The organism is Bacillus sp. FF-1 (assembly GCF_028548245.1).
GTDB lineage: Bacteria > Bacillota > Bacilli > Bacillales > Bacillaceae_G > Bacillus_A > Bacillus_A paranthracis.
Genome location: NZ_JAQQGG010000003.1, coordinates 241,067 through 263,802, shown reverse-complemented (window position 1 = coordinate 263,802; position 22,736 = coordinate 241,067). Strand labels below are relative to the sequence as shown.

Annotated in this window: 31 protein-coding genes; 25 read left to right on the top strand and 6 right to left on the bottom strand. The window is 36.5% G+C overall.

Features of this window, described 5'->3' with window-relative positions; genetic code table 11:
* Positions 1–148 precede the first annotated feature (148 nt).
* A complete protein-coding gene (locus PQF83_RS11795; RefSeq protein ID WP_000514079.1) occupies positions 149–985 on the top strand; it encodes a lipoate--protein ligase family protein in 837 nt (278 codons plus the stop codon).
* Between the two features lie 27 nt (positions 986–1,012).
* On the opposite strand, the gene PQF83_RS11790 is transcribed toward PQF83_RS11795, so the two are convergent.
* The gene (locus PQF83_RS11790; protein ID WP_000111920.1) at positions 1,013–1,822 is read right to left on the bottom strand and encodes a hypothetical protein; all 810 of its coding nucleotides are present in this window, start codon (positions 1,820–1,822) and stop codon (positions 1,013–1,015) included.
* Between the two features lie 271 nt (positions 1,823–2,093).
* On the opposite strand from PQF83_RS11790, the gene splB reads away from it, so the two are divergent.
* The 3 genes from splB (at position 2,094) to PQF83_RS11775 (ending at position 4,408) form a co-directional block, all read left to right on the top strand.
* A complete protein-coding gene (gene splB / locus PQF83_RS11785; protein WP_000802124.1) occupies positions 2,094–3,119 on the top strand; it encodes a spore photoproduct lyase in 1,026 nt (341 codons plus the stop codon).
* Between the two features lie 144 nt (positions 3,120–3,263).
* The gene (mntR, locus tag PQF83_RS11780) at positions 3,264–3,692 is read left to right on the top strand and encodes a transcriptional regulator MntR (RefSeq protein WP_001143073.1); all 429 of its coding nucleotides are present in this window, start codon (positions 3,264–3,266) and stop codon (positions 3,690–3,692) included.
* A gap of 53 nt (positions 3,693–3,745) precedes the next feature.
* Positions 3,746–4,408 (top strand): HAD family hydrolase, encoded by a 663-nt coding sequence (locus PQF83_RS11775; RefSeq protein WP_000643907.1) that lies wholly within the window; start codon positions 3,746–3,748, stop codon positions 4,406–4,408.
* On the opposite strand, the gene PQF83_RS11770 is transcribed toward PQF83_RS11775, so the two are convergent.
* Together PQF83_RS11770 and PQF83_RS11765 are read right to left on the bottom strand one after the other, a co-directional pair.
* The gene (locus PQF83_RS11770; RefSeq protein ID WP_001014446.1) at positions 4,405–4,806 is read right to left on the bottom strand and encodes an SA1362 family protein; all 402 of its coding nucleotides are present in this window, start codon (positions 4,804–4,806) and stop codon (positions 4,405–4,407) included. The two genes, PQF83_RS11775 and PQF83_RS11770, sit on opposite strands and share 4 nt — an antisense overlap.
* 79 nt (positions 4,807–4,885) lie before the next feature.
* Positions 4,886–5,806, bottom strand: a complete 921-nt coding sequence (locus PQF83_RS11765) for a DUF1385 domain-containing protein (protein ID WP_000807112.1) — start codon at positions 5,804–5,806, stop codon at positions 4,886–4,888.
* Between the two features lie 244 nt (positions 5,807–6,050).
* Between PQF83_RS11765 and PQF83_RS11760 the strand changes: the two genes are divergently transcribed.
* From PQF83_RS11760 to efp, 4 genes are read left to right on the top strand one after another with little or no spacing between them, the layout of a single operon-like run.
* Positions 6,051–6,539 carry a YqhR family membrane protein gene (locus PQF83_RS11760; protein WP_000076576.1) on the top strand — a complete coding sequence of 163 codons (489 nt, stop codon included), beginning with the start codon at positions 6,051–6,053 and terminating at the stop codon, positions 6,537–6,539.
* 52 nt (positions 6,540–6,591) lie between these two features.
* Positions 6,592–7,032: a type II 3-dehydroquinate dehydratase gene (gene aroQ, locus PQF83_RS11755; RefSeq protein WP_000757088.1), complete on the top strand. Its 441-nt coding sequence runs from the start codon at positions 6,592–6,594 to the stop codon at positions 7,030–7,032.
* A gap of 4 nt (positions 7,033–7,036) precedes the next feature.
* A complete protein-coding gene (gene pepQ / locus PQF83_RS11750; protein WP_000411051.1) occupies positions 7,037–8,098 on the top strand; it encodes a Xaa-Pro dipeptidase in 1,062 nt (353 codons plus the stop codon).
* Positions 8,099–8,119: 21 nt separating this feature from the next.
* The gene (gene efp, locus PQF83_RS11745; RefSeq protein WP_000626512.1) at positions 8,120–8,677 is read left to right on the top strand and encodes an elongation factor P; all 558 of its coding nucleotides are present in this window, start codon (positions 8,120–8,122) and stop codon (positions 8,675–8,677) included.
* A 35-nt stretch (positions 8,678–8,712) separates the two neighbouring features.
* Here the strand turns inward: efp and PQF83_RS11740 are convergent, their stop codons facing one another.
* Positions 8,713–9,015, bottom strand: a complete 303-nt coding sequence (locus PQF83_RS11740) for a hypothetical protein (RefSeq protein WP_000825746.1) — start codon at positions 9,013–9,015, stop codon at positions 8,713–8,715.
* The gene (locus PQF83_RS11735; protein WP_001190071.1) at positions 8,996–9,574 is read right to left on the bottom strand and encodes a GNAT family N-acetyltransferase; all 579 of its coding nucleotides are present in this window, start codon (positions 9,572–9,574) and stop codon (positions 8,996–8,998) included. Before PQF83_RS11735 ends, PQF83_RS11740 begins: the two co-directional genes overlap by 20 nt.
* A gap of 186 nt (positions 9,575–9,760) precedes the next feature.
* On the opposite strand from PQF83_RS11735, the gene PQF83_RS11730 reads away from it, so the two are divergent.
* From PQF83_RS11730 to PQF83_RS11690, 9 genes are read left to right on the top strand one after another with little or no spacing between them, the layout of a single operon-like run.
* On the top strand, positions 9,761–10,042 hold the full coding sequence (locus tag PQF83_RS11730; RefSeq protein ID WP_000816054.1) for a YqhV family protein: 282 nt from the start codon (positions 9,761–9,763) through the stop codon (positions 10,040–10,042).
* A gap of 28 nt (positions 10,043–10,070) precedes the next feature.
* Positions 10,071–10,997: a stage III sporulation protein AA gene (gene spoIIIAA / locus PQF83_RS11725; RefSeq protein WP_000665886.1), complete on the top strand. Its 927-nt coding sequence runs from the start codon at positions 10,071–10,073 to the stop codon at positions 10,995–10,997.
* Positions 10,991–11,506 carry a stage III sporulation protein SpoIIIAB gene (spoIIIAB, locus tag PQF83_RS11720; RefSeq protein ID WP_000238697.1) on the top strand — a complete coding sequence of 172 codons (516 nt, stop codon included), beginning with the start codon at positions 10,991–10,993 and terminating at the stop codon, positions 11,504–11,506. The genes spoIIIAA and spoIIIAB overlap by 7 nt, the downstream gene beginning before the upstream one ends.
* 14 nt (positions 11,507–11,520) lie before the next feature.
* Positions 11,521–11,724, top strand: coding sequence for a stage III sporulation protein AC (spoIIIAC, locus tag PQF83_RS11715; RefSeq protein ID WP_000020914.1), 204 nt, complete (start codon positions 11,521–11,523; stop codon positions 11,722–11,724).
* Between the two features lie 23 nt (positions 11,725–11,747).
* Complete coding sequence (gene spoIIIAD / locus PQF83_RS11710; protein ID WP_077317075.1) at positions 11,748–12,131, top strand: stage III sporulation protein AD; 384 nt, start codon at positions 11,748–11,750, stop codon at positions 12,129–12,131.
* A gap of 10 nt (positions 12,132–12,141) precedes the next feature.
* On the top strand, positions 12,142–13,314 hold the full coding sequence (gene spoIIIAE, locus PQF83_RS11705) for a stage III sporulation protein AE (RefSeq protein ID WP_000943695.1): 1,173 nt from the start codon (positions 12,142–12,144) through the stop codon (positions 13,312–13,314).
* Between the two features lie 12 nt (positions 13,315–13,326).
* Positions 13,327–13,959, top strand: a complete 633-nt coding sequence (gene spoIIIAF / locus PQF83_RS11700; protein WP_001161050.1) for a stage III sporulation protein AF — start codon at positions 13,327–13,329, stop codon at positions 13,957–13,959.
* Positions 13,949–14,611: a stage III sporulation protein AG gene (gene spoIIIAG, locus PQF83_RS11695; RefSeq protein WP_000368874.1), complete on the top strand. Its 663-nt coding sequence runs from the start codon at positions 13,949–13,951 to the stop codon at positions 14,609–14,611. Before spoIIIAF ends, spoIIIAG begins: the two co-directional genes overlap by 11 nt.
* Before the next feature lie 15 nt (positions 14,612–14,626).
* Entirely contained in the window at positions 14,627–15,298 is a 672-nt protein-coding gene (locus PQF83_RS11690; RefSeq protein WP_000914703.1) for a SpoIIIAH-like family protein, read from the top strand.
* Positions 15,299–15,396: 98 nt separating this feature from the next.
* On the opposite strand, the gene PQF83_RS11685 is transcribed toward PQF83_RS11690, so the two are convergent.
* Positions 15,397–15,585, bottom strand: coding sequence for a hypothetical protein (locus tag PQF83_RS11685; protein WP_033670699.1), 189 nt, complete (start codon positions 15,583–15,585; stop codon positions 15,397–15,399).
* Positions 15,586–16,054: 469 nt separating this feature from the next.
* On the opposite strand from PQF83_RS11685, the gene accB reads away from it, so the two are divergent.
* The 8 genes from accB (at position 16,055) to ispA (ending at position 22,446) form a co-directional block, all read left to right on the top strand.
* Positions 16,055–16,543 carry an acetyl-CoA carboxylase biotin carboxyl carrier protein gene (accB, locus tag PQF83_RS11680; RefSeq protein WP_000472870.1) on the top strand — a complete coding sequence of 163 codons (489 nt, stop codon included), beginning with the start codon at positions 16,055–16,057 and terminating at the stop codon, positions 16,541–16,543.
* A gap of 16 nt (positions 16,544–16,559) precedes the next feature.
* A complete protein-coding gene (gene accC / locus PQF83_RS11675; protein WP_000592876.1) occupies positions 16,560–17,912 on the top strand; it encodes an acetyl-CoA carboxylase biotin carboxylase subunit in 1,353 nt (450 codons plus the stop codon).
* A gap of 22 nt (positions 17,913–17,934) precedes the next feature.
* Entirely contained in the window at positions 17,935–18,327 is a 393-nt protein-coding gene (locus tag PQF83_RS11670) for an Asp23/Gls24 family envelope stress response protein (protein ID WP_000807630.1), read from the top strand.
* A 347-nt stretch (positions 18,328–18,674) separates the two neighbouring features.
* Positions 18,675–19,067: a N utilization substance protein NusB gene (gene nusB / locus PQF83_RS11665; protein WP_000830249.1), complete on the top strand. Its 393-nt coding sequence runs from the start codon at positions 18,675–18,677 to the stop codon at positions 19,065–19,067.
* 23 nt (positions 19,068–19,090) lie between these two features.
* Complete coding sequence (folD, locus tag PQF83_RS11660; RefSeq protein WP_000226726.1) at positions 19,091–19,951, top strand: bifunctional methylenetetrahydrofolate dehydrogenase/methenyltetrahydrofolate cyclohydrolase FolD; 861 nt, start codon at positions 19,091–19,093, stop codon at positions 19,949–19,951.
* A 26-nt stretch (positions 19,952–19,977) separates the two neighbouring features.
* Entirely contained in the window at positions 19,978–21,336 is a 1,359-nt protein-coding gene (gene xseA, locus PQF83_RS11655; RefSeq protein ID WP_000415266.1) for an exodeoxyribonuclease VII large subunit, read from the top strand.
* On the top strand, positions 21,326–21,556 hold the full coding sequence (gene xseB, locus PQF83_RS11650) for an exodeoxyribonuclease VII small subunit (RefSeq protein WP_000428423.1): 231 nt from the start codon (positions 21,326–21,328) through the stop codon (positions 21,554–21,556). The genes xseA and xseB overlap by 11 nt, the downstream gene beginning before the upstream one ends.
* Positions 21,556–22,446, top strand: coding sequence for a (2E,6E)-farnesyl diphosphate synthase (gene ispA / locus PQF83_RS11645; RefSeq protein ID WP_000150360.1), 891 nt, complete (start codon positions 21,556–21,558; stop codon positions 22,444–22,446). The genes xseB and ispA overlap by 1 nt, the downstream gene beginning before the upstream one ends.
* Positions 22,447–22,736 lie beyond the last annotated feature (290 nt).

Sequence of the window (22,736 nt, the reverse complement as noted above, 5' to 3'; positions counted from 1 at the left end):
TTATCCTACTTTCAATATTATAATGCCCGTATGTATTTATGCAACAGATTCATTTGTATATAAGAAGAAATTTCGTATTCTTTCACAAATTTTGTCGAATTTGGTAGACTAGAGAATGTGAAAAATAATTGGTTATATGAGGTGCAGGATGGGAAAAGAAAAATGGTGTTATATTAACTCTGGTCAATGTTCACCGGCATTTAATATGGCGTTAGATGAATGTCTATTAAATTGGCAAAGTGAAAAGAAAATGCCACCAACTATTCGCTTTTATGAATGGGAAGTACCAACATTAACAGTCGGATATTTCCAGCGTGTTGAAAAAGATATTAATATGGATGTAGTTAACGAAAAGAAATATGGATTCGTTCGTCGTCAAACAGGCGGCAGGGGTGTACTACATGATAAAGAATTAACGTACAGTGTTATTGTGTCTGAAGATCATCCAAATATGCCAAAAACAGTTACAGAAGCGTATCGTGTTATTTCGCAAGGTTTATTAGATGGTTTTAAAGCATTAGGGTTAGAAGCGTATTATGCAGTTCCAAAAACAGAAGCAGATCGTGAAAATTTAAAAAATCCACGTTCAGGCGTATGTTTTGATGCGCCGTCTTGGTATGAAATTGTAGTAGAAGGAAGAAAAATCGCAGGTAGTGCGCAAACACGTCAAAAAGGCGTTATTTTACAGCACGGGTCGATTCCATTAGAAATAGATTTAGATGAGTTATATGATCTGTTTTTATTCCCGAATGAACGTGTGAAAGAACGTATGAAGAGTATGTTCTCATCTAAAGCGGTAGCAATTAATGAATTAACAGACCGTACGTTTACAATCGAGCAGTTAATTAAAGCGTTTGAGGTTGGGTTTGAAAAAGGATTAGATGTAGAGCTTGTTCCGTATGAATTAACAGAAGAACAATTACATGAAGTGCAAACGTTAGCAAAAGAAAAGTATGAAAGTAAAGAATGGAATTATAAAAAATAAGAGGTGGCAATTGCCGCCTCTTATTTTTTATAGTAAATTAAGTACTTTTTCTACTTTGATTCCTTTATCTTGTAAAGAACGAAGGCGATTGACAACGTCCATAATTTCTTTGTCAAATGTAACGCTAATACCTTGGCTTTGTAGTTCTTCTTTTAAGCCTTCAATAGAATCATCTATGTCGATGCCAAGCTCGTAATCTTGACAAACTTCAATTGTCTTTTTCACGAGTTTCACATAATTTTCTTGTAGTTTTGAATTTGTTTCAGTCAAAGCAGGTTGCTTCGGTTTTGCAGGCGCGACCGGTGCTGTCTCTTGCTTTGTAACCGGAGTTGGTACTTCTCGTTTCACAGGCGCTGGAGTAGATAATTCCACAGCTGCTTCTACACTTACTGGCTTCGGTGCCGGAGTAGGCTTCGGTGTTGGTGCTGTAGCAGGTGTAACTGCTTTTGGAGCTTCTACAACTACTTCTTTTTTCGGAGTAGTTTCTACAACTGTTTCTTCTTGTTCAGCAGCCTCTTTATTTTCTTTACTCCACATAACGCGTTCTATTTCTAGAGAAACATTATTTTTGTTCATCGCTGTTAATGTAACTTTACCAACTTCAGCGTTTCCAGTGAAATCAACAATTTTATAAATAACACTCTTGTTCCAATCCACGTTTCCGCTCAAAAATAATTCTTCGTTACATTTCGGCGTTAAGCCCTCGATTTTAATTTCTGCGTTTACACCGTTTTCACTATATACCATAATTAGCGAAGCATTTACATCTTCGTCTGCTAACATTAGTTCACGTACCATTTTGCCGGTGCGTACTTGCGTTTTCTTCTTAACTGACATCTAATTTCTCCTCTCAAAAATTCAGTAATAATAAAAAAATCGTATAACGAAAAATAATTGCTCACGAAGATTTATGATACCGATAATAAAAGCATCACGTCAACAATTAACTTTAATTATTTTGCATTTTTCTTATTTTCTTTATGAAATTTTTCAATTTGTAAAATTAGACAGAAGAAAAACAGCCTTTTGAAAGGCTGTTAAAACGTGGAAAACTTTAATGCGTTTTAATTTTTCCACGTTCCCCATACTAACGAGAGGAGGGAAGTATATGAAACCGTTTATGCCAAAACTCGTTTACTTTGAACCGAAGGCACTTGAATATCCACTTGGAAAAGAGCTATATGAGAAGTTTACGAAGATGGGACTAGAGATTCGTGAAACGACATCCCATAATCAAATTCGAAATTTGCCGGGTGAAAATGATTTGCAAAAGTATCGTAATGCAAAAGCGACGCTTGTCGTTGGGGTGAGGAAGACATTAAAGTTTGATACGTCAAAACCGTCAGCTGAATATGCAATTCCGCTTGCAACAGGATGTATGGGACATTGTCATTATTGTTACTTGCAAACGACACTTGGGAGTAAGCCTTACGTTCGCGTGTATGTGAATCTTGATGAAATATTTGAGAAGGCACAGCAATATATGGATGAAAGAGCACCTGAAATAACAAGGTTTGAAGCTGCTTGTACATCAGATATCGTTGGGATCGATCATTTAACACATGCATTAAAGCGGGCGATTGAATTCATTGGAGAAAGTGAGCATGGGCGTTTACGTTTCGTTACGAAATATTCGCACGTTGATCATTTGTTAGATGCAAAACATAATGGGAAAACTCGTTTTAGGTTTAGTGTTAATTCACGGTATGTAATTAAAAATTTTGAGCCGGGGACGTCACCCTTTGAAGAGCGTATTGAAGCAGCACGTAAAGTAGCAGGCGCTGATTATCCACTTGGTTTTATAGTTGCGCCACTTTATATGCATGAAGGATGGGAAGAAGGATACCGTGAATTATTTGAAAGACTGTACAATGCACTAAAAGATTTGTCCATACCGAATTTAACATTTGAATTAATTCAACATCGCTTTACAAAACCAGCAAAAAAGGTCATTCAGGAGCGTTATCCGAGTACGAAGCTTGAAATGGATGAAGAGAAGCGTAAATATAAATGGGGACGGTACGGCATCGGGAAATACGTATATAAAAAAGATGATGCGGAAGTATTGGAAGAAACAATAAGAGGCTATATATATGAGTTTTTTCCTGATGCAGAAATACAATACTTTACTTAAGAGGAGTCTGTATACAAATACAGATTCTTTTTTGTTTTATATATTTAGGCTTGTTTTCAACTTGTCACGTTATTCTTTCTGGTGTATCATTTTATTGATTGCTTCGTACGGAATGAGCAAAATGAAATTGGATGGAGGAAACCGATGCCTACCCCTAGTATGGAAGATTATATTGAACAAATTTATTTGTTGATTGATGAAAAGGGTTATGCCCGCGTATCTGATATTGCTGAAGCGCTTAGTGTACATCCATCCTCTGTAACAAAAATGGTGCAAAAATTAGACAAAGATGAATATCTAATTTATGAAAAATATAGAGGGCTTGTATTAACATCAAAAGGTAAAAAAATTGGAGAACGTCTCGTATACCGTCATGACTTGCTAGAGCAATTTATGCGTATTATCGGTGTGGATGAAAGTAAGATTTACAATGATGTAGAAGGAATTGAACATCATTTAAGCTGGGAAGCAATTGATCGCATTGGTGATTTAGTGCAATACTTTGAACAAGATGAGGTTCGAGTGGAAACACTTCGTGGTGTTCAAAAAGCAAATGAAGAGAAAAGTAATTAAAGGGAACGTATGTCGTTTCCTTTTTTATTTCAATCGAAAAGGATGGGAGAATTATGAAAGCAATTATTTTTGATTTTGATGGATTAATTGTGGACACAGAAACAATATGGTTTCACTCTTTCAGAGACGCCGTTCGTGAGTATGGTGGAGATTTACCTTTAGAGGAATTTGCAAAGTGTATTGGAACGACAGATGATGTACTGTATGCATATTTAAATGATCAATTAAAAGAGAAGTTTAACAAGCATGCATTAAAAGAAAAAGTGAAAACTTTACATAAAGAGAAAATGAAAATAACAGAAGCTCGTGACGGGGTAAAAGAATACTTACAAGAAGCGAAAGAAATGGGATTAAAAATCGCATTAGCTTCCAGTTCATCTAGAGAATGGGTTATTCCTTTTTTGGAAGAGCTACAAATTCGAGATTATTTTGAAGTCATTAAAACGAGAGAAGATGTTGAGAAGGTAAAACCAGATCCAGCACTTTACCGAGTGGCAATAGAAGGTTTAGGGATAGATTCGTCTGAAGCCGTTGTATTTGAAGACTCGTTAAACGGATTGAAAGCAGCAATTGCGGCAGGGTTAACGTGCGTTGTTGTACCGAATGATGTAACACGGAATTTACCCTTTGAAAATCATCATCTTCGAATTGAAAGTATGAAAGATAAAAGCTTGAAAGAAGTACTGCAAAATATAAAGAAAGACCGTATTTCCTAAAAGGAAGCACGGTCTTTCTTTTTGTTTTTTTTACCTTCAATGACAGTTAAATGAGATTGTTTTCTTTTTCGCTTTAAAGAAGAAAGATTCCCTTTTTTCCCTTTGTCATTAGAAGCGTTTGATTTAAAGAAAGAATTGCTTAGGGGTGCTACATTTTGTTTCCCATGCTTGCGGCTCGATTGTTTTGCAGCGCGCTTATATGAGCTTTGCGAATTTGCTGAACCGCTAGAGTTTGTAAACATTTTGTAGAGTAAATAAAAGATACCAACGACAGCCAACATGATACCAATATTTCTTAACACTCCCATTGGATCTGTAATGACAGATGAAACAAGGCCGAATATTGCTAATCCGATAATAAGCACAAATATAGCGAAAGTAAACGAACGACCGTTCATAAGGAACACCTCCTAAAAACATATATTAAAATTAGTATATTAACGATGAGGAAAGGAGTTGAACACCATTTTTAAATAATTATTGTTTGTTTTCTAAACGTAATAATTCTTCAAACGATGCAATGGCTACTTCCACTTGATCATCTGTTGGTTCTTTCGTTGTTAATAGTTGTAGCCATAATCCGGGATATCCAAGTATGCGTAATACTGGAATATCGCGTAATCGATTCGTAAATTGTAACACTTCAAAAGAAATACCGAGAACGACTGGAATTAATAAAATTCGGTTTACCACTCTGGCCCAAAGTGGATCTGTAGGGACAAGGAAATAAACAAACATTCCAATAATGACTGTAAATATAATGAAGCTACTGCCACAACGATAATGAAGGCGAGTTTGTTTTTGAACATTTTCTACAGTCAATGAAAGATTATTCTCATAGGCATTAATTACTTTATGCTCCGCACCATGGTACTGAAATACCCGCTTAATGAGTGGCGTTAAAGAAATAAAGTATATATAGCTCAGTAATAACATGAGCTTAATGACACTTTCGACAATGATTTGCCCTGTATGAGATGGGAAAATCGGTCTCGTTAATTCAGCTAGTAATGCAGGAACTGCTGTGAAAATGACTTTACCGAATATGAAAGATAAAACGCCAACTGCTGCAACTCCTAATACCATCGTTAACTTCGATTGTTCTTCTTTTTTATTTGCAATTTGTTCATCTTCTTCTGGGTGAACATCAAATCGTTCTGAAGCAAAGTTTAAATGTTTTGCCCCGTTCGCGCTTGCATCCACAATAGCGGCAATCCCTCGTAAAAATGGAATTTTTTTCAGGATAGATAATGCTTTATTACGAACGCGTGGTAATCGATAAAATTCAATCGATTTATCTTTACGACGAACCGCTGTAACAGTATATTCTCTACCGCCAAACATAACTCCTTCTATGACTGCTTGCCCGCCATATATTTGTTTTGACTCTTCTGCCATGTTAACACCAACCTGTATTTGTTTCTCTCTTATGTAGAAAAAGAGGCAATTGTCATACTGGGTTCTGTCGTTTTGAAATAAGACAATCACCGAGTTTCCTTTATTTTATCGACAAATACAAGTAGATGACAAGGAAAAATGTTACGAGAGTCGGACATTTCTTATTCTTTTTATAGACAAATTTCGCAGTATTTAAACATGGTTCAAAATAGTTTCGGGCATACTATTGAGCGGAGGTGTTGATGTGAGTCAAGAACATATAGGAACAAGAAATTTTGTGCAAATTGGTTTATTTGGTGGACTCTTTTGGGGAGGAATATGGTATTTCCTTCATATATTTTCATTTACAGAAGCGGGACCGAACTATTTACTTCTACCATTTGCCTTTGGAAGTTGGAAAGAAGGGGTATGGGGAAATGTGTCAGGAATTGTTTGTATGGGACTACTTTCGATTTTAATTGCTTTTTTGTATAAAGCGTTTTTGGCAAAGTTTGAAGGAGTTCTTCCAGGGATTATTTATGGTCTATTTTGGTGGGCGTTACTATTTTTCGGAGTGGGATTAATAGCGCCTGCTATTAAAAGTGCACTCCATTTACCGAAAGAAACAATTGTGACGACGATATGCATTTTTATATTGTATGGTGTATTTATAGCATACTCTGTTTCTTACGCAGTAAATACCAATAAGGCCGAGCGAGAAGGGGAAGAGAAGACAAACTATTCAAACAAGTAACTCCTATGTTAAAATGTTATATAGACATTTAATATTAAGGAGTTTTAAGCATATGAAAAAGGTACTCCTCGTAAACGGTCCTAACCTAAATCGCCTCGGTGTCAGAGAGGTAAATGTATATGGAAAGGGCACGCTAGCGACACTTGAAGCAGATATGAAGCAAGAAGCAGAAACAATGGGAGTGGAGTTAGAATGTTTCCAATCGAATCATGAAGGTGCGATTATCGATCGTATTCATGAGGCGGAAGATATATATGAAGGGATCATTTTAAATCCTGGAGCATTTACGCATTATAGCTATGCGATTCGAGATGCAATTGCAAGCATTTCGATTCCTGTTATTGAAGTACATATTTCTAACATTCATCAGCGTGAGTCGTTCCGTCACGAATCTGTGACGGCAGCTGTTTGTGTGGGACAAATTGTTGGATTTGGTTTTTATGGCTATAAGTTAGCGTTATTTGCATTAATGGAGAAATTGAGGGAGGCATAAAGTAATGGAGAAAATCGAAAGATTAAGAAGTGCATTTGATGAGGCTGGTATTGACGGTATTTTATTAACAAATGAACATAGTCGTAGATATATGGCTAACTTCACAGGAACAGCTGGTGTTGTACTCATTTCGAAAAACCGCGCTCAATTTATTACAGATTTCCGTTACGTAGAGCAAGCTACTAAACAAGCGGTTGGATACGAGATTGTACAGCATGCGGGATTAATTATCGATGAAGTTGCAAAGCAAGTGAAAGAATTAGGAATTCAAAAGCTTGGCTTTGAGCAAGATACTCTTACATATAGTTCTTATTCAGCTCATAAAGAAGCGATCGATGCTGAATTTATCCCAACTTCTGGGCTTGTAGAAAAGTTACGCTTGATAAAGACTGATTCAGAGATTAAGATATTAAAGGAAGCTGCACAGATTGCAGATGCTGCCTTTGAACATATTCTATCATTCATTCGCCCGGGAGTATCTGAAATTGAAGTGTCAAATGAACTTGAATTTTTCATGAGAAAACAAGGAGCAACATCTTCTTCGTTTGATATTATCGTTGCTTCAGGTCTTCGTTCGGCATTACCGCACGGCGTGGCATCTGAAAAAGTGATAGAAACAGGAGATTTCGTTACATTAGACTTCGGCGCTTATTACAAAGGATATTGCTCTGATATTACTCGTACGATTGCAGTTGGTGAACCATCTGATAAATTGAAAGAAATTTATAATATCGTTTTAGAAGCACAATTACGTGGTGTGAACGGTATTAAAGCTGGTTTAACTGGCCGTGAAGCGGATGCGTTAACGCGTGATTACATAACGGAAAAAGGATACGGTGAATACTTCGGACATTCTACTGGTCATGGAATCGGTCTTGAAATCCATGAAGCACCAGGTTTAGCATTCCGTTCTGATACAGTACTTGAACCAGGTATGGCTGTAACAGTAGAGCCAGGTATTTATATTCCAGGTATTGGCGGCGTACGTATTGAAGATGATATCATTGTGACAAGTGAAGGTAATGAAGTAATTACGAAATCACCAAAAGAACTTATTATTTTGTAATACACAGGAGGATTTTTTTACATGATTTCAGTAAACGATTTTCGTACAGGTTTAACAATTGCAGTGGATAATGGCCTTTGGCAAGTACTTGATTTCCAACACGTAAAGCCAGGTAAAGGTGCTGCATTCGTTCGTTCTAAACTACGTAACCTTCGCACAGGTTCTGTTCAAGAGAAAACATTCCGTGCTGGTGAGAAAGTAGAAAAAGCACACATCGAAAACCGTCGTATGCAATACTTATACGCAAGCGGTGAGTCTCACGTATTTATGGATAACGGAACTTATGAGCAAATCGAACTTGGTGAAAAACAAATCGAGCGCGAGCTTAAATTCCTAAAAGAAAACATGGAAGTATCTATTATGACTTACCAAGGCGAAGTACTTGGTGTTGAACTTCCAAACACAGTTGAATTACAAGTTACAGAAACAGAGCCAGGTATTAAAGGTGATACTGCTTCTAACGTAACAAAACCAGCTACATTAGAAACTGGCCTTGTTGTACAAGTACCAATCTTCATTAACGAAGGCGAAACACTTATCATCAACACTGGTGAAGGTAAATACGTTTCTCGTGCATAGTAGAAAAGCACTCGTGATTATCACGAGTGCTTTTTTTATAGAAAATAGGGCAAATAATAAATAGTAGTTATTATAAAACTGAAAGCTGTAAGACTAGCAGCACCTGTTGTGTAAGGACCCCATGTCATTTGAAAAGGTTTTACTGTACCTGTTTTATATATAGTGTGATCAATGTTGTTATTTTGGCTTATATTTAAAGCAACGAGCCAAATTGCCCCGAATATCGCTAAACTACCAAGGAAAAAGGCTTCCATGAATGACCAGCCGACCAATGATGAAAAAAGATAAATAAGAGTTACTTCTACTACGATTGTTAAACTAATTTTTAATCTCTTCATATTTTTCCTCCTCATTTTGTAATTCCAACCAGTTTAAAAATTTTTCACGTGACACGACGTGCAGAGAGCAAGGTGACCTTACTTCTTTCTCTAGTGCAGCGTGTTCGTCTGGAAATTTGTTTTCCACATGCAATGAAATATAAGGTAGTTTTTCTTGTGCTTTTAAAGAGCGAATATTATTCGTTTTAGCACCAGCAAATACATAGGAAAGTTGTAAGTCTAAAAAAGCAATCTTAAAAATTTCTTTTTTTGCAGCCTCATTATATCCTTTTCCCCAGTATGGATAGCCGAGCCAGCTGCCAATGTGAGATTGTTTCTTCTCATAATTAATATGTTTAAGTGTGGTGAGACCAATTATTTCATTCTCTGCATTTACAATCACTCTCGATAAAGACTTCTTTTGACGTTCTTCTTCTATGGCGAAAAGAAGGAATGCTTTCGTGTCTTCGATTGTTTCTACTTTTATTCCTAATGCGTTTTTTACATGTGGATCACTTGATAGCTTGAAAATCGCATTTGCATAACGGAAATCGAGTGGTAGTAAAGTAACTCGTTGCATCATTTTCCCTCCTTTTCAATAAATATACCATAAAATACCATTGTTATTAAGAATATTCAAAATATTATAGGCGGTAGATAAAAATTATGTTTTTAATTCTGAAATAGACAACCTCTGCATATGGTTGTACAAATATATTCTTTTTTAGCACATGCACTAGTAACCGTTATGGGAGAAGGTGGGAGAATGAAACAGTGGCTAGCGGCAATGGAAACATCTGTGCTTGTAATGGGGCTGCTTCGGTTGTTTTCAGGTAGCGCGGAAATATTCGCCGCTTTGCTTATGCTTTATGTGAATGATGCGAAGAAAGCATTGTTTATAAATGGTATGTTGGCGTTTGTTGGACCGACCGTATTAATTTTAACAATGACAATAGGCATAGCGAGTGTGGCAAGTGAGATCTCTTTCTTGAAACTCTTTTTTCTAGCGCTTGGAATTGGCTGCATTTTTATCGCGTTGTTGAAATAAGTAAGTCGAGTATAGTGGGGCGAAGCTGATGAAAGAAGTATTAGAAGTTTTACCAAAAACGATGAAGCAGTTAGTGGAAAATTGTAAGCAGTACGATGCTCTAGAGGAAATCCGTGTTCGAATTGGAAGACCGCTAGAGTGTATTGCTCAAGGTGAAGTGTTTTTTTATGACTATATCGTTACAGCAGAGGATGCTATTTACTTATTGAATAAGTTAAGTCACTTCTCAATTTATACAATGGAAGAAGAATTAAAGCGTGGGTATGTGACACTCCGAGGTGGGCATAGAATAGGCTTAGCAGGAAAAGTTATTACAGAAAAAAGCACAGTGAAAATGATTCGAGATGTCTCTTCTTTTAATATTCGTATTGCTCGTCAAAAAATAGGCATTGCTGAACCACTTTTACCGTATTTGTATGAATCACGATGGTTAAACACGATGGTAATTGGCCCGCCACAAACGGGAAAAACAACACTTTTAAGAGATGTAGCGCGTTGCATGAGTCAAGGTGTAAGTACTTCGAAAATTCCTTCTTGTAAAGTCGGGATTGTTGATGAACGGTCAGAAATTGCTGGCTGTGTGAAAGGCATCCCGCAATATGACTTTGGCACACGAGTAGATGTGTTAGATGCATGTCCAAAAGCTGAAGGAATGATGATGATGATCCGTTCTATGAGCCCAGATATATTAATTGTGGATGAAATTGGTCGTAAAGAAGATAGTGAAGCAATTATGGAGGCTGTACATGCAGGGGTTCAGCTTTTTATAAGTGCACATGGATTTTCCTATGATGATGTTGTGAAACGCCCATCATTAAAGGCAGTGCTAGAGCTCGGCATTTTTGATAGGTTTGTGGAATTGTCAAAAGCAAGAGGGCCAGGAACAGTTATGCAAGTGAAAGATAAATATGGAAAACCGGTATTACCTCATAGAAAGGCTGAGGGCGTATGGTGAAAATATTTGGTGCAGTGTTAATCGTTGCGGTCAGCACCTTTTTCGGGTTTTCATACGCCAAAAGATACAGTGAGAGACCGAGGCAACTTAGATTATTAAAAGCGGCACTGCAATCATTAGAGGCAGAAATTATGTATGGGCATACACCGTTGTCTGAAGCTGCTGAGCGATTAGTGAAACAAATGCCGAAGCCGTTAAATTGGATATTTCAAAGTTTCGCTAGCAGGCTAGAAAGTGGAGAACAAACAGTTAGAGAAGCTTGGATAGATAGTTTGAAAGAAAATTGGAAGCTAACAGCATTTCAACAAACTGAGTATGAGATTTTGCAGCAATTTGGTGAAACGCTCGGACAACATGATCGTGAATCACAACAAAAACATATTCGGTTATGTATTACACATTTAGAGAGAGAAGAAGAAGAAGCGAAAGCATTACAGCTGCAATATGAAAAGATGATTAAGAGCTTAGGAGTACTAGCGGGGCTACTTATCGTAATTTTACTGCTATAGGGGGGAGAAAGGCGATGTCCATTGATGTTGGATTAATATTTCAAATCGCCGGAATCGGCATTGTTTTAGCTTTCATTCATACTGTACTAAAAGAATTAAAGCGTGAGGATATTGCAAATTGGGTTATCCTCGTCGGTTTTGTCGTTATTTTATTTCATGTCGCATTTTTAATTAATACACTATTCGACAAGATTAAAAGTGTCTTTCTCTTCCAGTAAAGGGGGCGGTTCGAATCGAAATTATACAAATTGTCGGATTAGGCCTCGTTGCTACGTTTTTAGCGGCTGTATTGAATCAGCATAAATCTAGCATTACGTCATTATTTATTGTGTTCGTAGGTAGCGTAATGTTCCTTCTTTTAATCGATCAAATTCACGCTATTTTACAAATGATTGAGAGAGTAGCGAGTGAAGCGAAAGTTAGCAACGTATATGTAGAAACGTTGCTAAAAATTATTGGGATTGCTTATATCGCTGAGTTTGGAGCGCAAATTACAAAGGATGCAGGGCAGGGGGCAATCGCTTCGAAAATTGAATTAGCTGGAAAGATTTTAATTCTCGTTATGGCGATCCCTATTTTGACGGTTGTAATTGAAACTATTCTCGGATTTTTACCGACGGGATAAGGGGGAGTGAATGTTGAGGGGGTTTGGAGCTAAGCTGCTATTTGCTTGCTTCCTTTTCTTTTCTTTACCGGTTGTTGTACAAGCTTCTCCTGTAGAGACAAACGTCGTTGATCAACAATTGGATAAGCTCGGAATTGAAGATGTGAAGCAATTTTGGGACGGGCTTGTTACAAAATATGGAGGTTACTTACCAGAGAGTCAAAAAGGTAGCTTTATGGAGTTTGTAAAGGGAGAAAAAGAAATCTCTATAAAAGAGTGGATGCTAGGTTTATTAAAGTACTTATTTCACGAACTTGTTGCAAATGGGAAACTACTCGGAACGCTCATTATGCTCACAATTTTTAGTGCATTGTTGCAATCACTGCAATCTGCATTTTCAAAGAGTAGCGTAAGCAAAATAGCCGATGCAGTTGTATATATGGTACTAATTATTTTCGCTTTAAATAGCTTTTATGTCGTTATGACATATGCAAGAGAAACGATACAAACAATGGTAGATTTCATATTAGCGTTATTGCCTATCTTGCTTGCACTCATAGCGACAGGTGGTGGTGTTGTATCCGTATCGTTTTTTCATCCGATTATCATCTTCTTAATGAATACGAGTGGGCTTTTGATGAATTATATCGTGCTACCACTTTTATTACTTGCAACGATATTAAGTATTGTGAGTACGATGAGTGATCAATATAAAGTTACGAAATTGTCCAAGCTTCTGCAAAACGTTAGCGTCGGGATTATCGGTATTTTTTTAACGATTTTTTTAGGCGTATTATCTGTACAAGGAACAGCGACAGCTGTTGCGGATGGAATCGCTGTGAAAACAGCTAAATTTGTAACAGGAAACTTTATTCCCGTAGTAGGAAGAATGTTTACAGAGGCGGCGGATACAGTTATTAGTGCGTCGGGATTATTAAAAAACACAGTCGGAATTATCGGACTCGTCATTCTATGTTTAATTGTCGCTTTTCCAGCGATTCAAATTTTTTGCATCGCATTTATTTATAAGTTCGCAGCAGCAGTATTGCAACCAGTTGGCGGCGGAGCAATCATTCAATGTTTAGATATCATTGGACGGAGCATCATTTATGTATTTGCTTGCTTAGCTATCGTATCGTTTATGTTCTTTTTAAGTATCACAATTATTATTGCTGCGGGGAACATTACACTTATGATGCGGTAGGAGGTGAAGGGTATGCAATTTGTTACAGAGTGGATTAGAAATATTATCGTTTTTTTACTCTTAGCGACAATGCTTCATCTTATTCTTCCAAATTCCAATTTGCAAAAGTACGTTAAATTCGTTGTAAGTCTATTATTAGTTGTTTTAATTTTAACGCCTCTATTTAAACTATTGCAAACAGATGTAAATGAAGTAATCGCAAATTTTAATGAAGAGAAGTACGTAGCAGAAGGATCTGTAAAAAATTCAATAGATTCGAAGAAAAAAGAAATACAAGCTCTAACACGTGCATATAGTTTAGAAGAGATGGCTACCAAAATGAAAAAAGAAGTAGGAAAAGAGTTTGAGAAACAGTATGGTATGTCAGTCTCTGAAATACAAATAGTCGCAGCGGAAAGCACAGCGGAAGTAAAGTCAGCGAAAGATATTCAATCTGTTGTTGTGACGTTGAAAGAAAAAGAACGTAGTAAAAATGATGCAATCGAAACAGTAAAACCAGTTGAAATTAATACGAAAGAACCACCGAAAAAAGTAGAGGAAACGAATGGAGAAATGAAAGACTTCTTTTCAAGCAGGTGGCAACTAGAGAATAAACAAATCCAAGTTCAAATGGAAGGGAGGACAGGTAGAGTAAATGGACAATAAAGATAAAAATTCGAAGTTCTCATTTTTTCGAAACTTATTGAATGGAGATGAAAAAGAAAGTAATGAGAAGGGAAAAAAGGTAACACCTAAGTTCTTACTTGTCCTACTCATACTTGGAATGTTGCTTATGTTTTCTAGTAGTTTCTTTTCAAGTAAAAAAGAAGAAGTACCTGTATTTAAAGAACAAAAAACTCAAAAACAAGAAAAAGACGTACCAACTTTTGGACAAAAAAATAATGATAATATGTCAAATGTAGAAAAATATGAAAAAGCGTATGAACAAGAATTAAAAGCAGCCTTAGAAGAAATAGCAGGAGTAAAAGATGTAACGATTAATGTAAATTTAGACTCATCAGAGGAAAAAATATTAGAAAAAAATACAGTGAAACGTTCACAAACAACAGGTGAAACAGATAAAACAGGTGGCAAGAGGGAAGTAGAAGATGAGTCTCTTGATGAAAAGACAGTCATTATACGTGAAGGGGATAAAGAAACTCCCGTTGTTTTACGAACAGAGAAACCGAAAGTGCGAGGTGTTCTTGTCGTAGCAAAGGGAGTGGATAATATACAAGTTAAAGCGATGGTAAAAGAAGCTGTCATACGGCTACTAGATGTACCAGCCCATCGCGTTTCAGTTTCACCGAAAAATTGATAGGGAGGAAATAAAGTGTTAAAAAAACAAACGGTTTGGCTATTAACGATGTTAAGTTTAGTTGTTGTACTATCTGTGTATTACGTAACAACTCCAGACAAAATGAATACAGCATCGCCGGCAACAGGTGAAAAGATTGGACAAGAAAAACAAGGTACTGATAAAGCAGTAACAAACGAAGCACCTAAAGAAACGCCTAAAAAAGAAAATACAAACAAGGAAACATCAAATAAAGAAACATCAAATAAAGAAACAAACAAAGAAACAGATAAAAAAGAGAGTGCTACAAAAGAAACAAGCAAAAAAGAAGCTAACGTAACAGTTCAATCAAGTGATGAAAATTTCACAGCATTACGTATGCAAATGGAAGATCAGCGAAGTGAACAAAAAGCAAAATTACAAGAAGTGATGAGTTCAACAAAAGCTTCAGCAACAGAAAAGAATAAAGCGAAAGAAAATTTTGATGCAATCACTACAATGGAAACGAAGCAAGAATTACTTGAGACAGTAATTAAATCTCAAGGTGGATATAAAGATGCCCTTGTAAGAGCCGATGGAACTGACATTAAAGTAACTGTAAAAGCAGCAAAACATTCACAAAAAGAAGCGAATAAAATTATACAACTTGTAAGAAGTGAAGGCGGATCAAAAGATGTAGGTGTAAAATTTGATCCACCAACAAAATAAAACGAATAATCCGCGGGGAATTCCTCCGCGGATTATTCGTTTTTAGTAATCGGATTGTTTGAAAATAGTTAGATAAAAATAATAATAGAAAAAAGCTATCATTTTCGATAGCTTTTTTCTATTTCGTCTTTGTTTTTACTATGTTCAACTCGGAACGGAGAAATACGTTGTGAGTAAAAGATTAGCGGTTCATGGTAGTGATGATTACTTTTTCCGGATTTGACGTGGATGAAGAGAACGAATGCCCAGACCATTACGGCAGGTAAGAAGAGAATGAGCCATATCATATGTCCACACCTCGATACGATATATTTTCTACACTTTGAACATACTATTCTTATATGAAGGAATGATGAACGACGTGTAAACAAAAAAATAATATTTGGTAAAAATACGTTATTGACTATAGATGAGGTGACGAGTAAAGCGGTAATGGTAGGTTTACTTTATAGTATTTTGAAAAGTAAGGAATGTTTTTTCGGAAGTGGTCTTGCCAATTTTGTGTGAAACTTGGTATTATTACTAGGTAATAAATTTTTATTGGAATAATATTTTTACAGGAGTTTCGATTTATTATAAAGAAATATAAATTGGAATGTTTAAAAAATTTATCGTAAGATGGAAATAGTAACTATTTCTATTAGTAAATGAAATACATTTTCTAATAGAGTACATCGTATTTTTACAGTCAATCTAGTTTTAGTGAAGAGAAATCTGTAAAAACGGGACAAACAAGAGTATGGGAGTGGATTTTACATGTTTAAAATTCAAGAAGTTCGTGAATTAATTAAATTAATTGATAGCTCTAATATTGATGAATTTGAATACAAAAAAGATGGTACGACAATCAAAATGAAAAAGCGTGGTAATGAAGTTGTTGCGGTGCAAGCACCTGTAGCAAAACAAGCCGTGCAACCAGTAGCACCTGTTGAAGTTGAAACAACAGTAGCGGCAGCACAAGTGGAAGTGCCAAAACAAGAAGAGAAAAAAGCTGTTCAGAATGAAAACCTACATAAAATTACATCACCAATGGTAGGTACATTCTATTCTTCTTCTTCTCCTGATACGCCTCCATATGTAAGTGTAGGAGATAGAGTATCGAAAGATTCTATCGTATGTATTGTCGAGGCTATGAAGTTATTTAACGAAATCGATGCAGATGTAGATGGAGAAATTGTTGAGATTCTTGTTAATAACGGACAGCTTGTTGAGTATGGACAACCGCTATTTCTTGTAAAAGCGTAATAAGGGAGTCTTTGTGATGATAAAAAAAGTATTAATAGCCAATCGTGGGGAAATTGCTGTACGAATTATTCGTGCTTGTAAAGAAATGGATATTGAAACAGTCGCAATTTATTCAGAAGCAGATAAAGAGTCACTTCACGTACAAATTGCTGATGAGGCGTATTGTGTAGGACCAACGATTTCGAAAGAAAGCTATTTAAATTTGACGAACATTATTAGTGTTGCGAAGTTAACAGGCTGCGATGCAATTCATCCGGGATACGGATTTTTAGCAGAGAATGCAGATTTTGCAGAGTTATGCCGTGAGTGTAACTTAATTTTTATCGGTCCAAGTCCAGAAGCTATTTCAAAGATGGGCACAAAAGACGTTGCTCGTGATACAATGAAAGAAGCAGGGGTTCCGATTGTACCAGGTTCACAAGGAATTATTAAAAATACCGAAGAAGCGATCGAACTTGCGAATCAAATTGGATATCCTGTTATTATTAAAGCGACTGCAGGTGGCGGCGGAAAAGGTATTCGTGTTGCGCGTCATGAAGAGGAGCTTGTAAAAGGAATTCAAATTACACAGCAAGAAGCTAGTACCGCTTTTGGGAACCCTGGTGTATACTTAGAAAAGTACGTTGAAGATTTCCGCCATGTTGAGATTCAAATAATGGCAGATACACACGGAAATGCCATTCATTTAGGAGAGCGTGATTGTACGATTCAGCGCCGCTTGCAAAAACTACTAGAAGAAAGTCCATCACCAGCACTTGATGAAAATGTGCGTAAGCAGATGGGTGAGGCGGCAGTTAAAGCGGCGGTAGCGGTTGATTATACAGGTGCTGGTACGGTTGAGTTTATTTATGAATATAAAACGAAAAGCTTTTATTTCATGGAGATGAATACGAGAATCCAAGTTGAGCATCCAGTTACTGAAATGGTAACAGGGGTAGACTTAATTAAAGAACAAATTCTTGTTGCTTCTGGAGAAAAGTTATCGTTACAGCAAGAAGAAGTACAATTTAATGGTTGGGCAATTGAATGCCGAATTAATGCGGAAAACCCTGCCAAAAAATTTATGCCATCTCCAGGTAAAGTAGAAATGTACTTGCCACCAGGCGGATTTGGTATTCGCGTCGATTCAGCTGTATATCCGGGATATTCAATCCCACCTTTCTATGATTCGATGGTTGCTAAATTAATTGTTCACGGAAAAACACGTGAAGAGGCAATTGCAAAAATGAAGCGTGCACTCAGTGAGTTTGTCGTTGAAGGCGTACATACAACAATCCCGTTCCATTTGCAATTGTTAGATCATCCTGATTTTGTAAAAGGTGAGTTTAATACGAAATTTTTGGAAGAGCATGAACTTGTGACGCAGTGATACATTAAAGGAGGTTTTTTTCATGGCTGAACATATGTTAGATATGGGTCAAGATACAACTCTTGGTAAAGTAGAAATTGCACCAGAAGTAATTGAAGTAATAGCAGGTATTGCAGCTGCTGAGGTAGAAGGCGTAGCGGCAATGCGTGGTAATTTTGCTACAGATGTTGTTGAGAAGTTAGGTAAGAAAAATCATGGTAAAGGTGTAAAGGTTGAATTAGCAAACGAAGATATTATCGTTGACCTTTATGTTGTAATGTATTTTGGCGTAGCAATTCCAGTTGTTGCACAAAAGATTCAAGACAACATTCGCCAAGCACTCTTTACAATGACAGGGCTTGAGCCAAAAGAAGTGAATGTTCACATCGTTGGCGTAACATTCGAAACACAAAAAACAGAAATCGAACCAGTGTAAGAATGAAAAAGGTGCCTAGTAACATAGGCATCTTTTTTATCGTTTCATTTCTTCACAAATTACAACCCTCTAATTATTATACTATTTCAAAAAATGAGAAATAAAAAAGAAAATGTTTCGTTTTACCAAAAAACGTACATTGTGATAAGATATGGAACTTGAAGTTAATCTTTTTATTATTTTTCAGCCTTGTAACCCGTGTGTGAAACGATAAATTGTGTTATTATCATTGTATTATAAGGTTGGAAAATCAATGAAAACTGTAAGAGTAAGTGAATTGACGGCTTATAAATTATAATAATATAACAAAGCATAAGGAAAGACTTGAAGCATAAAGGAGAGTTACAATGAAACGTAGGACGGCTAGAGAAAGAGCTATGCAAGCATTATATCAAATGGATATTACAGGTGAATTAGAACCGAAAGTAGCAGTGGAAAACACGCTAGATGAAGGTGAAGAAACAAATGAGTTTCTAGAATCACTTGTTGTAGGTTTTGTAGAAAATAAAGAAGTAATTGATGAAGCGATTCGTCAAAATTTAAAAAAGTGGAAGCTTGAGCGTATTAGTATTGTTGATCGCAGTATTTTACGTGTAGCTGTGTATGAAATGAAATACATGGAAGAAATTCCACACAACGTAACAATTAACGAGGCAATTGAAATTGCTAAAACATTTGGGGATGAGGAATCTCGTCGTTTTATTAACGGCGTTTTATCTAATATAAAAGATACACTGTAATTTCTTTAAGGGGGAATCTTAAAATGGTAGCAGTAATCATCAAAGGAAATGAAGTTGCGGAGAAAAAACGAGCACAATTAACAGAAGAAGTTGTGAAGTTGAAAGAGCAAGGGATTGTACCAGGATTAGCAGTTATTTTAGTTGGAGAAGATCCAGCATCTCGTTCTTATGTAAAAGGAAAAGAAAAGGGCTGTGAACAAGTAGGAATTTATTCAGAGCTAATTGAATTTCCTGAAACAATTACGGAGGAGCGTTTGCTTGCTGAAATCGATCGCTTAAATGGCGATGACCGCATTAATGGCATATTAGTGCAATTACCTTTACCAAAACATATTGAAGAAAAAGCTATCATTGAAAGAATTTCACCAGAAAAAGATGTAGATGGATTTCACCCAATCAGCGTAGGACGTATGATGACGGGACAAGATACATTCCTTCCATGTACACCGCATGGTATTGTAGAGTTAGTAAAAGAAACAAATCTTGATATCTCAGGAAAACATGTTGTAGTAATTGGAAGAAGTAATATTGTCGGCAAGCCAGTGGGACAATTGTTCTTAAATGAAAATGCAACTGTCACATACTGTCATTCTAAGACGCAAAATATGAAAGAGTTAACGAAATTAGCTGATATTTTAATCGTAGCAGTAGGACGACCTAAAATGGTAACAGCTGATTATATAAAAGAAGGAGCAGTTGTAATCGACGTTGGTGTAAACCGTTTAGAAACAGGGAAACTTTGTGGTGATGTTGACTTTGACAACGTGCTAGATGTTGCAGGTTACATTACACCTGTGCCAAAGGGTGTTGGTCCAATGACGATCACAATGCTTCTTCATAATACTGTTGAATCGGCTAAGCGTGCAGGTGTCGTTTGTAAATAATTTGAGTCGGCTATGAGGAGAGAGAAATGGAGAAACAATATTTAACCGTTACAGCGTTAACACGCTATATAAAAACAAAAATAGAATATGATCCGCATTTACAGTCTGTTTGGTTAAAAGGTGAAATTTCCAACTTTAAAAATCATAGCCGTGGCCACATGTATTTTACATTGAAAGATGAAAATGCAAGAATCGCAGCGGTTATGTTTGCGGGTCATAATCGTAATATTAAATTCAGACCTGAAAATGGGATGAAGGTACTCGTGAAAGGGAAAATCTCTGTTTACGAGGCGAGTGGTTCTTATCAAATTTATATTCAAGACATGCAGCCTGACGGAGTCGGAAACCTGCATTTAGCTTACGAACAATTAAAGGTTCGTTTAGAGGAAGAAGGATTGTTTTCTCAAGTTTATAAAAAAACAATCCCTCCTTATGCGAAAACAATAGGTGTGATTACGTCACCAACAGGAGCAGCGATTCGTGATATTATAACAACGATTAAACGTCGTTATCCAATTGGAAATGTTATTGTGTTTCCAGTACTTGTACAGGGGGAGTCAGCAGCTCCCTCAATTGTACAAGCGATCCGTACAGCGAATGAAATGGAAGGGATAGATGTCCTAATCGTTGGGCGCGGTGGAGGTTCTATTGAGGAATTGTGGGCGTTTAACGAAGAAATGGTTGCAAGAGCTATTTTCAAGAGTGAGATTCCTATTATTTCAGCAGTAGGCCATGAAACAGACTTTACAATTGCGGATTTTGTTGCCGATTTAAGAGCACCAACACCAACTGCAGCGGCTGAGCTGGCAGCGCCTAATATTATCGAGTTACAAGAAAAGGTATTACAAAGAACTCTAAGGTTGCAAAGAGCAATGAGAGAGTTAGTACATAAAAAAGAAGAAAAACTACAAGTATTGCAAAAATCTTATGCGTTCCGTTATCCAAGACAAGTATATGAGCAAAAAGAAGAGCAATTGGATAGAGCGTTAGAACAGCTTGTGTTAGCGAAAGAGCGCTATATTGATAAAAAGGTAAATCAGTTAAAACAGCTTTCATTTTATTTAGAGAAGCACCACCCATCTCAAAAAATTATGCAAACAAAGGTAGCAGTTGAAACATTGCAAAAGCAATTGCAACGTGAAATGCAAACGTTACTCCAAACGAAAGAATTTGCCTTTGTAAGAGCTGCTCAAAAACTTGAAGCGCTAAGTCCGCTTAAAGTAATGATGAGAGGGTACGGGCTTGTATATGATGAAGAGAAGCAAGTGTTAAAAAGTGTGAAAGATGTTAGCCTTGGAGATGCTGTTTCAGTTCAATTACAAGATGGAATATTAGATTGTAGCGTATCAGGAATAGAGGAGCGTGAATTGAATAATGGAAAATAAATTAAGCTTTGAAGAGGCAATTTCGCAACTTGAGCACCTCGTTTCTAAATTAGAGCAAGGTGACGTACCTTTAGAAGAAGCAATTTCTTATTTTAAAGAGGGTATGGAATTATCTAAGCTTTGTGATGAGAAGTTGAAGAACGTACAAGAACAAATGGCAGTTATTCTTGGGGAAGATGGAGAGCTTGAACCGTTTACTGCTTTAGGAGATGAAGCATAGTGACAATTGCTTTTGATACTTTTTTGAAAGAAAGTAAAACTTTCGTAGAAGAGAAGCTTGTAAGCTATGCAAATGAATTACAATGTCCAAATGTACTTCGTGAAGCGATGGCATATTCTTTGGAAGCGGGTGGAAAGCGTCTCCGCCCGTTACTTTTATTTGCAACATTACAAGCGTTTGGTAAAGAAAAAAATCTTGGTGTAGGTGCAGCTTGTGCTCTTGAAATGATACATACATACTCGTTAGTTCATGATGATTTACCTTGTATGGATGATGATGATTTAAGAAGAGGGAAGCCCACAAATCATAAAGTATTTGGTGAAGCGATGGCAGTTTTAGCAGGAGATGGTTTGTTGACATATGCTTTTCAAGTTATTATGGCATATGAACAAAAGGAAATCTCTGCTGAGAAAAAAGTAAGACTTGTACTTGAGCTTGCAAAAGCGGCAGGGCCAGAAGGAATGGTTGGCGGACAAGTAGCAGATATGGAAGCGGAAGGGAAACAGCTTACGATCGATGAGCTAGAGTATATTCATAAGCATAAGACTGGAAAACTACTTGAATTCGCTGTACTTGCAGGGTCGATACTGTCTGATGCGACAGAAGAACAGGAAGAAAAATTACTTGAGTTTGCGAAATATATCGGCCTAGCTTTCCAAATCCGAGATGATATTTTAGATGTGGAAGGAACCGAAGAAGAGATTGGAAAACCGATTGGTAGTGATGTTTCTAACGAAAAGAGCACATATACGACGTTATTTACTGTAGATAGAGCAAAGGATATTTTAGAAGAAACGATTGCAAAAGCAAAAGATGCTATTAGTTCCTTGCAATTACAAGATGAATATTTACTATCTATTTGCGATTTGATTGCAAAACGTAATAACTAATATAACAGCGTTTTCATTTGTTGAGTCATTCATCATTTTATGATATAAATGTAGGAAAAGGTTTTTCTTTTCTTGTTATTGGCAAAAATATATGTAGATTACATTGCCGTTATCACTTCGTGTTAGCGGCTATTTTTTTCATCGCCTAAAGAAATATGGTTTATAATAAGATTAGGGCGCAATAGACTGGTTAATAGCAGGACAAGGTGAAAAATAAAAAAAGAGAATTTCTTGTTTTGTGTAAATGTTTTTTATAATATTTGACATGTTGACAGATTATGAAATGAAAG

What these genes read in the sequence shown, in the direction of transcription:
- PQF83_RS11795 (WP_000514079.1), top strand. Translation starts at nt 149, where the DNA reads ATGGGAAAAGAAAAATGGTGTTATATTAACTCTGGTCAATGTTCACCG.
- PQF83_RS11790 (WP_000111920.1), bottom strand. Translation starts at nt 1,822, where the DNA reads ATGTCAGTTAAGAAGAAAACGCAAGTACGCACCGGCAAAATGGTACGT.
- splB (WP_000802124.1), top strand. Translation starts at nt 2,094, where the DNA reads ATGAAACCGTTTATGCCAAAACTCGTTTACTTTGAACCGAAGGCACTT.
- mntR (WP_001143073.1), top strand. Translation starts at nt 3,264, where the DNA reads ATGCCTACCCCTAGTATGGAAGATTATATTGAACAAATTTATTTGTTG.
- PQF83_RS11775 (WP_000643907.1), top strand. Translation starts at nt 3,746, where the DNA reads ATGAAAGCAATTATTTTTGATTTTGATGGATTAATTGTGGACACAGAA.
- PQF83_RS11770 (WP_001014446.1), bottom strand. Translation starts at nt 4,806, where the DNA reads ATGAACGGTCGTTCGTTTACTTTCGCTATATTTGTGCTTATTATCGGA.
- PQF83_RS11765 (WP_000807112.1), bottom strand. Translation starts at nt 5,806, where the DNA reads ATGGCAGAAGAGTCAAAACAAATATATGGCGGGCAAGCAGTCATAGAA.
- aroQ (WP_000757088.1), top strand. Translation starts at nt 6,592, where the DNA reads ATGAAAAAGGTACTCCTCGTAAACGGTCCTAACCTAAATCGCCTCGGT.
- pepQ (WP_000411051.1), top strand. Translation starts at nt 7,037, where the DNA reads ATGGAGAAAATCGAAAGATTAAGAAGTGCATTTGATGAGGCTGGTATT.
- efp (WP_000626512.1), top strand. Translation starts at nt 8,120, where the DNA reads ATGATTTCAGTAAACGATTTTCGTACAGGTTTAACAATTGCAGTGGAT.
- PQF83_RS11740 (WP_000825746.1), bottom strand. Translation starts at nt 9,015, where the DNA reads ATGAAGAGATTAAAAATTAGTTTAACAATCGTAGTAGAAGTAACTCTT.
- PQF83_RS11735 (WP_001190071.1), bottom strand. Translation starts at nt 9,574, where the DNA reads ATGCAACGAGTTACTTTACTACCACTCGATTTCCGTTATGCAAATGCG.
- PQF83_RS11730 (WP_000816054.1), top strand. Translation starts at nt 9,761, where the DNA reads ATGAAACAGTGGCTAGCGGCAATGGAAACATCTGTGCTTGTAATGGGG.
- spoIIIAA (WP_000665886.1), top strand. Translation starts at nt 10,071, where the DNA reads ATGAAAGAAGTATTAGAAGTTTTACCAAAAACGATGAAGCAGTTAGTG.
- spoIIIAB (WP_000238697.1), top strand. Translation starts at nt 10,991, where the DNA reads ATGGTGAAAATATTTGGTGCAGTGTTAATCGTTGCGGTCAGCACCTTT.
- spoIIIAC (WP_000020914.1), top strand. Translation starts at nt 11,521, where the DNA reads ATGTCCATTGATGTTGGATTAATATTTCAAATCGCCGGAATCGGCATT.
- spoIIIAE (WP_000943695.1), top strand. Translation starts at nt 12,142, where the DNA reads ATGTTGAGGGGGTTTGGAGCTAAGCTGCTATTTGCTTGCTTCCTTTTC.
- spoIIIAF (WP_001161050.1), top strand. Translation starts at nt 13,327, where the DNA reads ATGCAATTTGTTACAGAGTGGATTAGAAATATTATCGTTTTTTTACTC.
- spoIIIAG (WP_000368874.1), top strand. Translation starts at nt 13,949, where the DNA reads ATGGACAATAAAGATAAAAATTCGAAGTTCTCATTTTTTCGAAACTTA.
- PQF83_RS11685 (WP_033670699.1), bottom strand. Translation starts at nt 15,585, where the DNA reads ATGATATGGCTCATTCTCTTCTTACCTGCCGTAATGGTCTGGGCATTC.
- accB (WP_000472870.1), top strand. Translation starts at nt 16,055, where the DNA reads ATGTTTAAAATTCAAGAAGTTCGTGAATTAATTAAATTAATTGATAGC.
- accC (WP_000592876.1), top strand. Translation starts at nt 16,560, where the DNA reads ATGATAAAAAAAGTATTAATAGCCAATCGTGGGGAAATTGCTGTACGA.
- PQF83_RS11670 (WP_000807630.1), top strand. Translation starts at nt 17,935, where the DNA reads ATGGCTGAACATATGTTAGATATGGGTCAAGATACAACTCTTGGTAAA.
- nusB (WP_000830249.1), top strand. Translation starts at nt 18,675, where the DNA reads ATGAAACGTAGGACGGCTAGAGAAAGAGCTATGCAAGCATTATATCAA.
- folD (WP_000226726.1), top strand. Translation starts at nt 19,091, where the DNA reads ATGGTAGCAGTAATCATCAAAGGAAATGAAGTTGCGGAGAAAAAACGA.
- xseA (WP_000415266.1), top strand. Translation starts at nt 19,978, where the DNA reads ATGGAGAAACAATATTTAACCGTTACAGCGTTAACACGCTATATAAAA.
- xseB (WP_000428423.1), top strand. Translation starts at nt 21,326, where the DNA reads ATGGAAAATAAATTAAGCTTTGAAGAGGCAATTTCGCAACTTGAGCAC.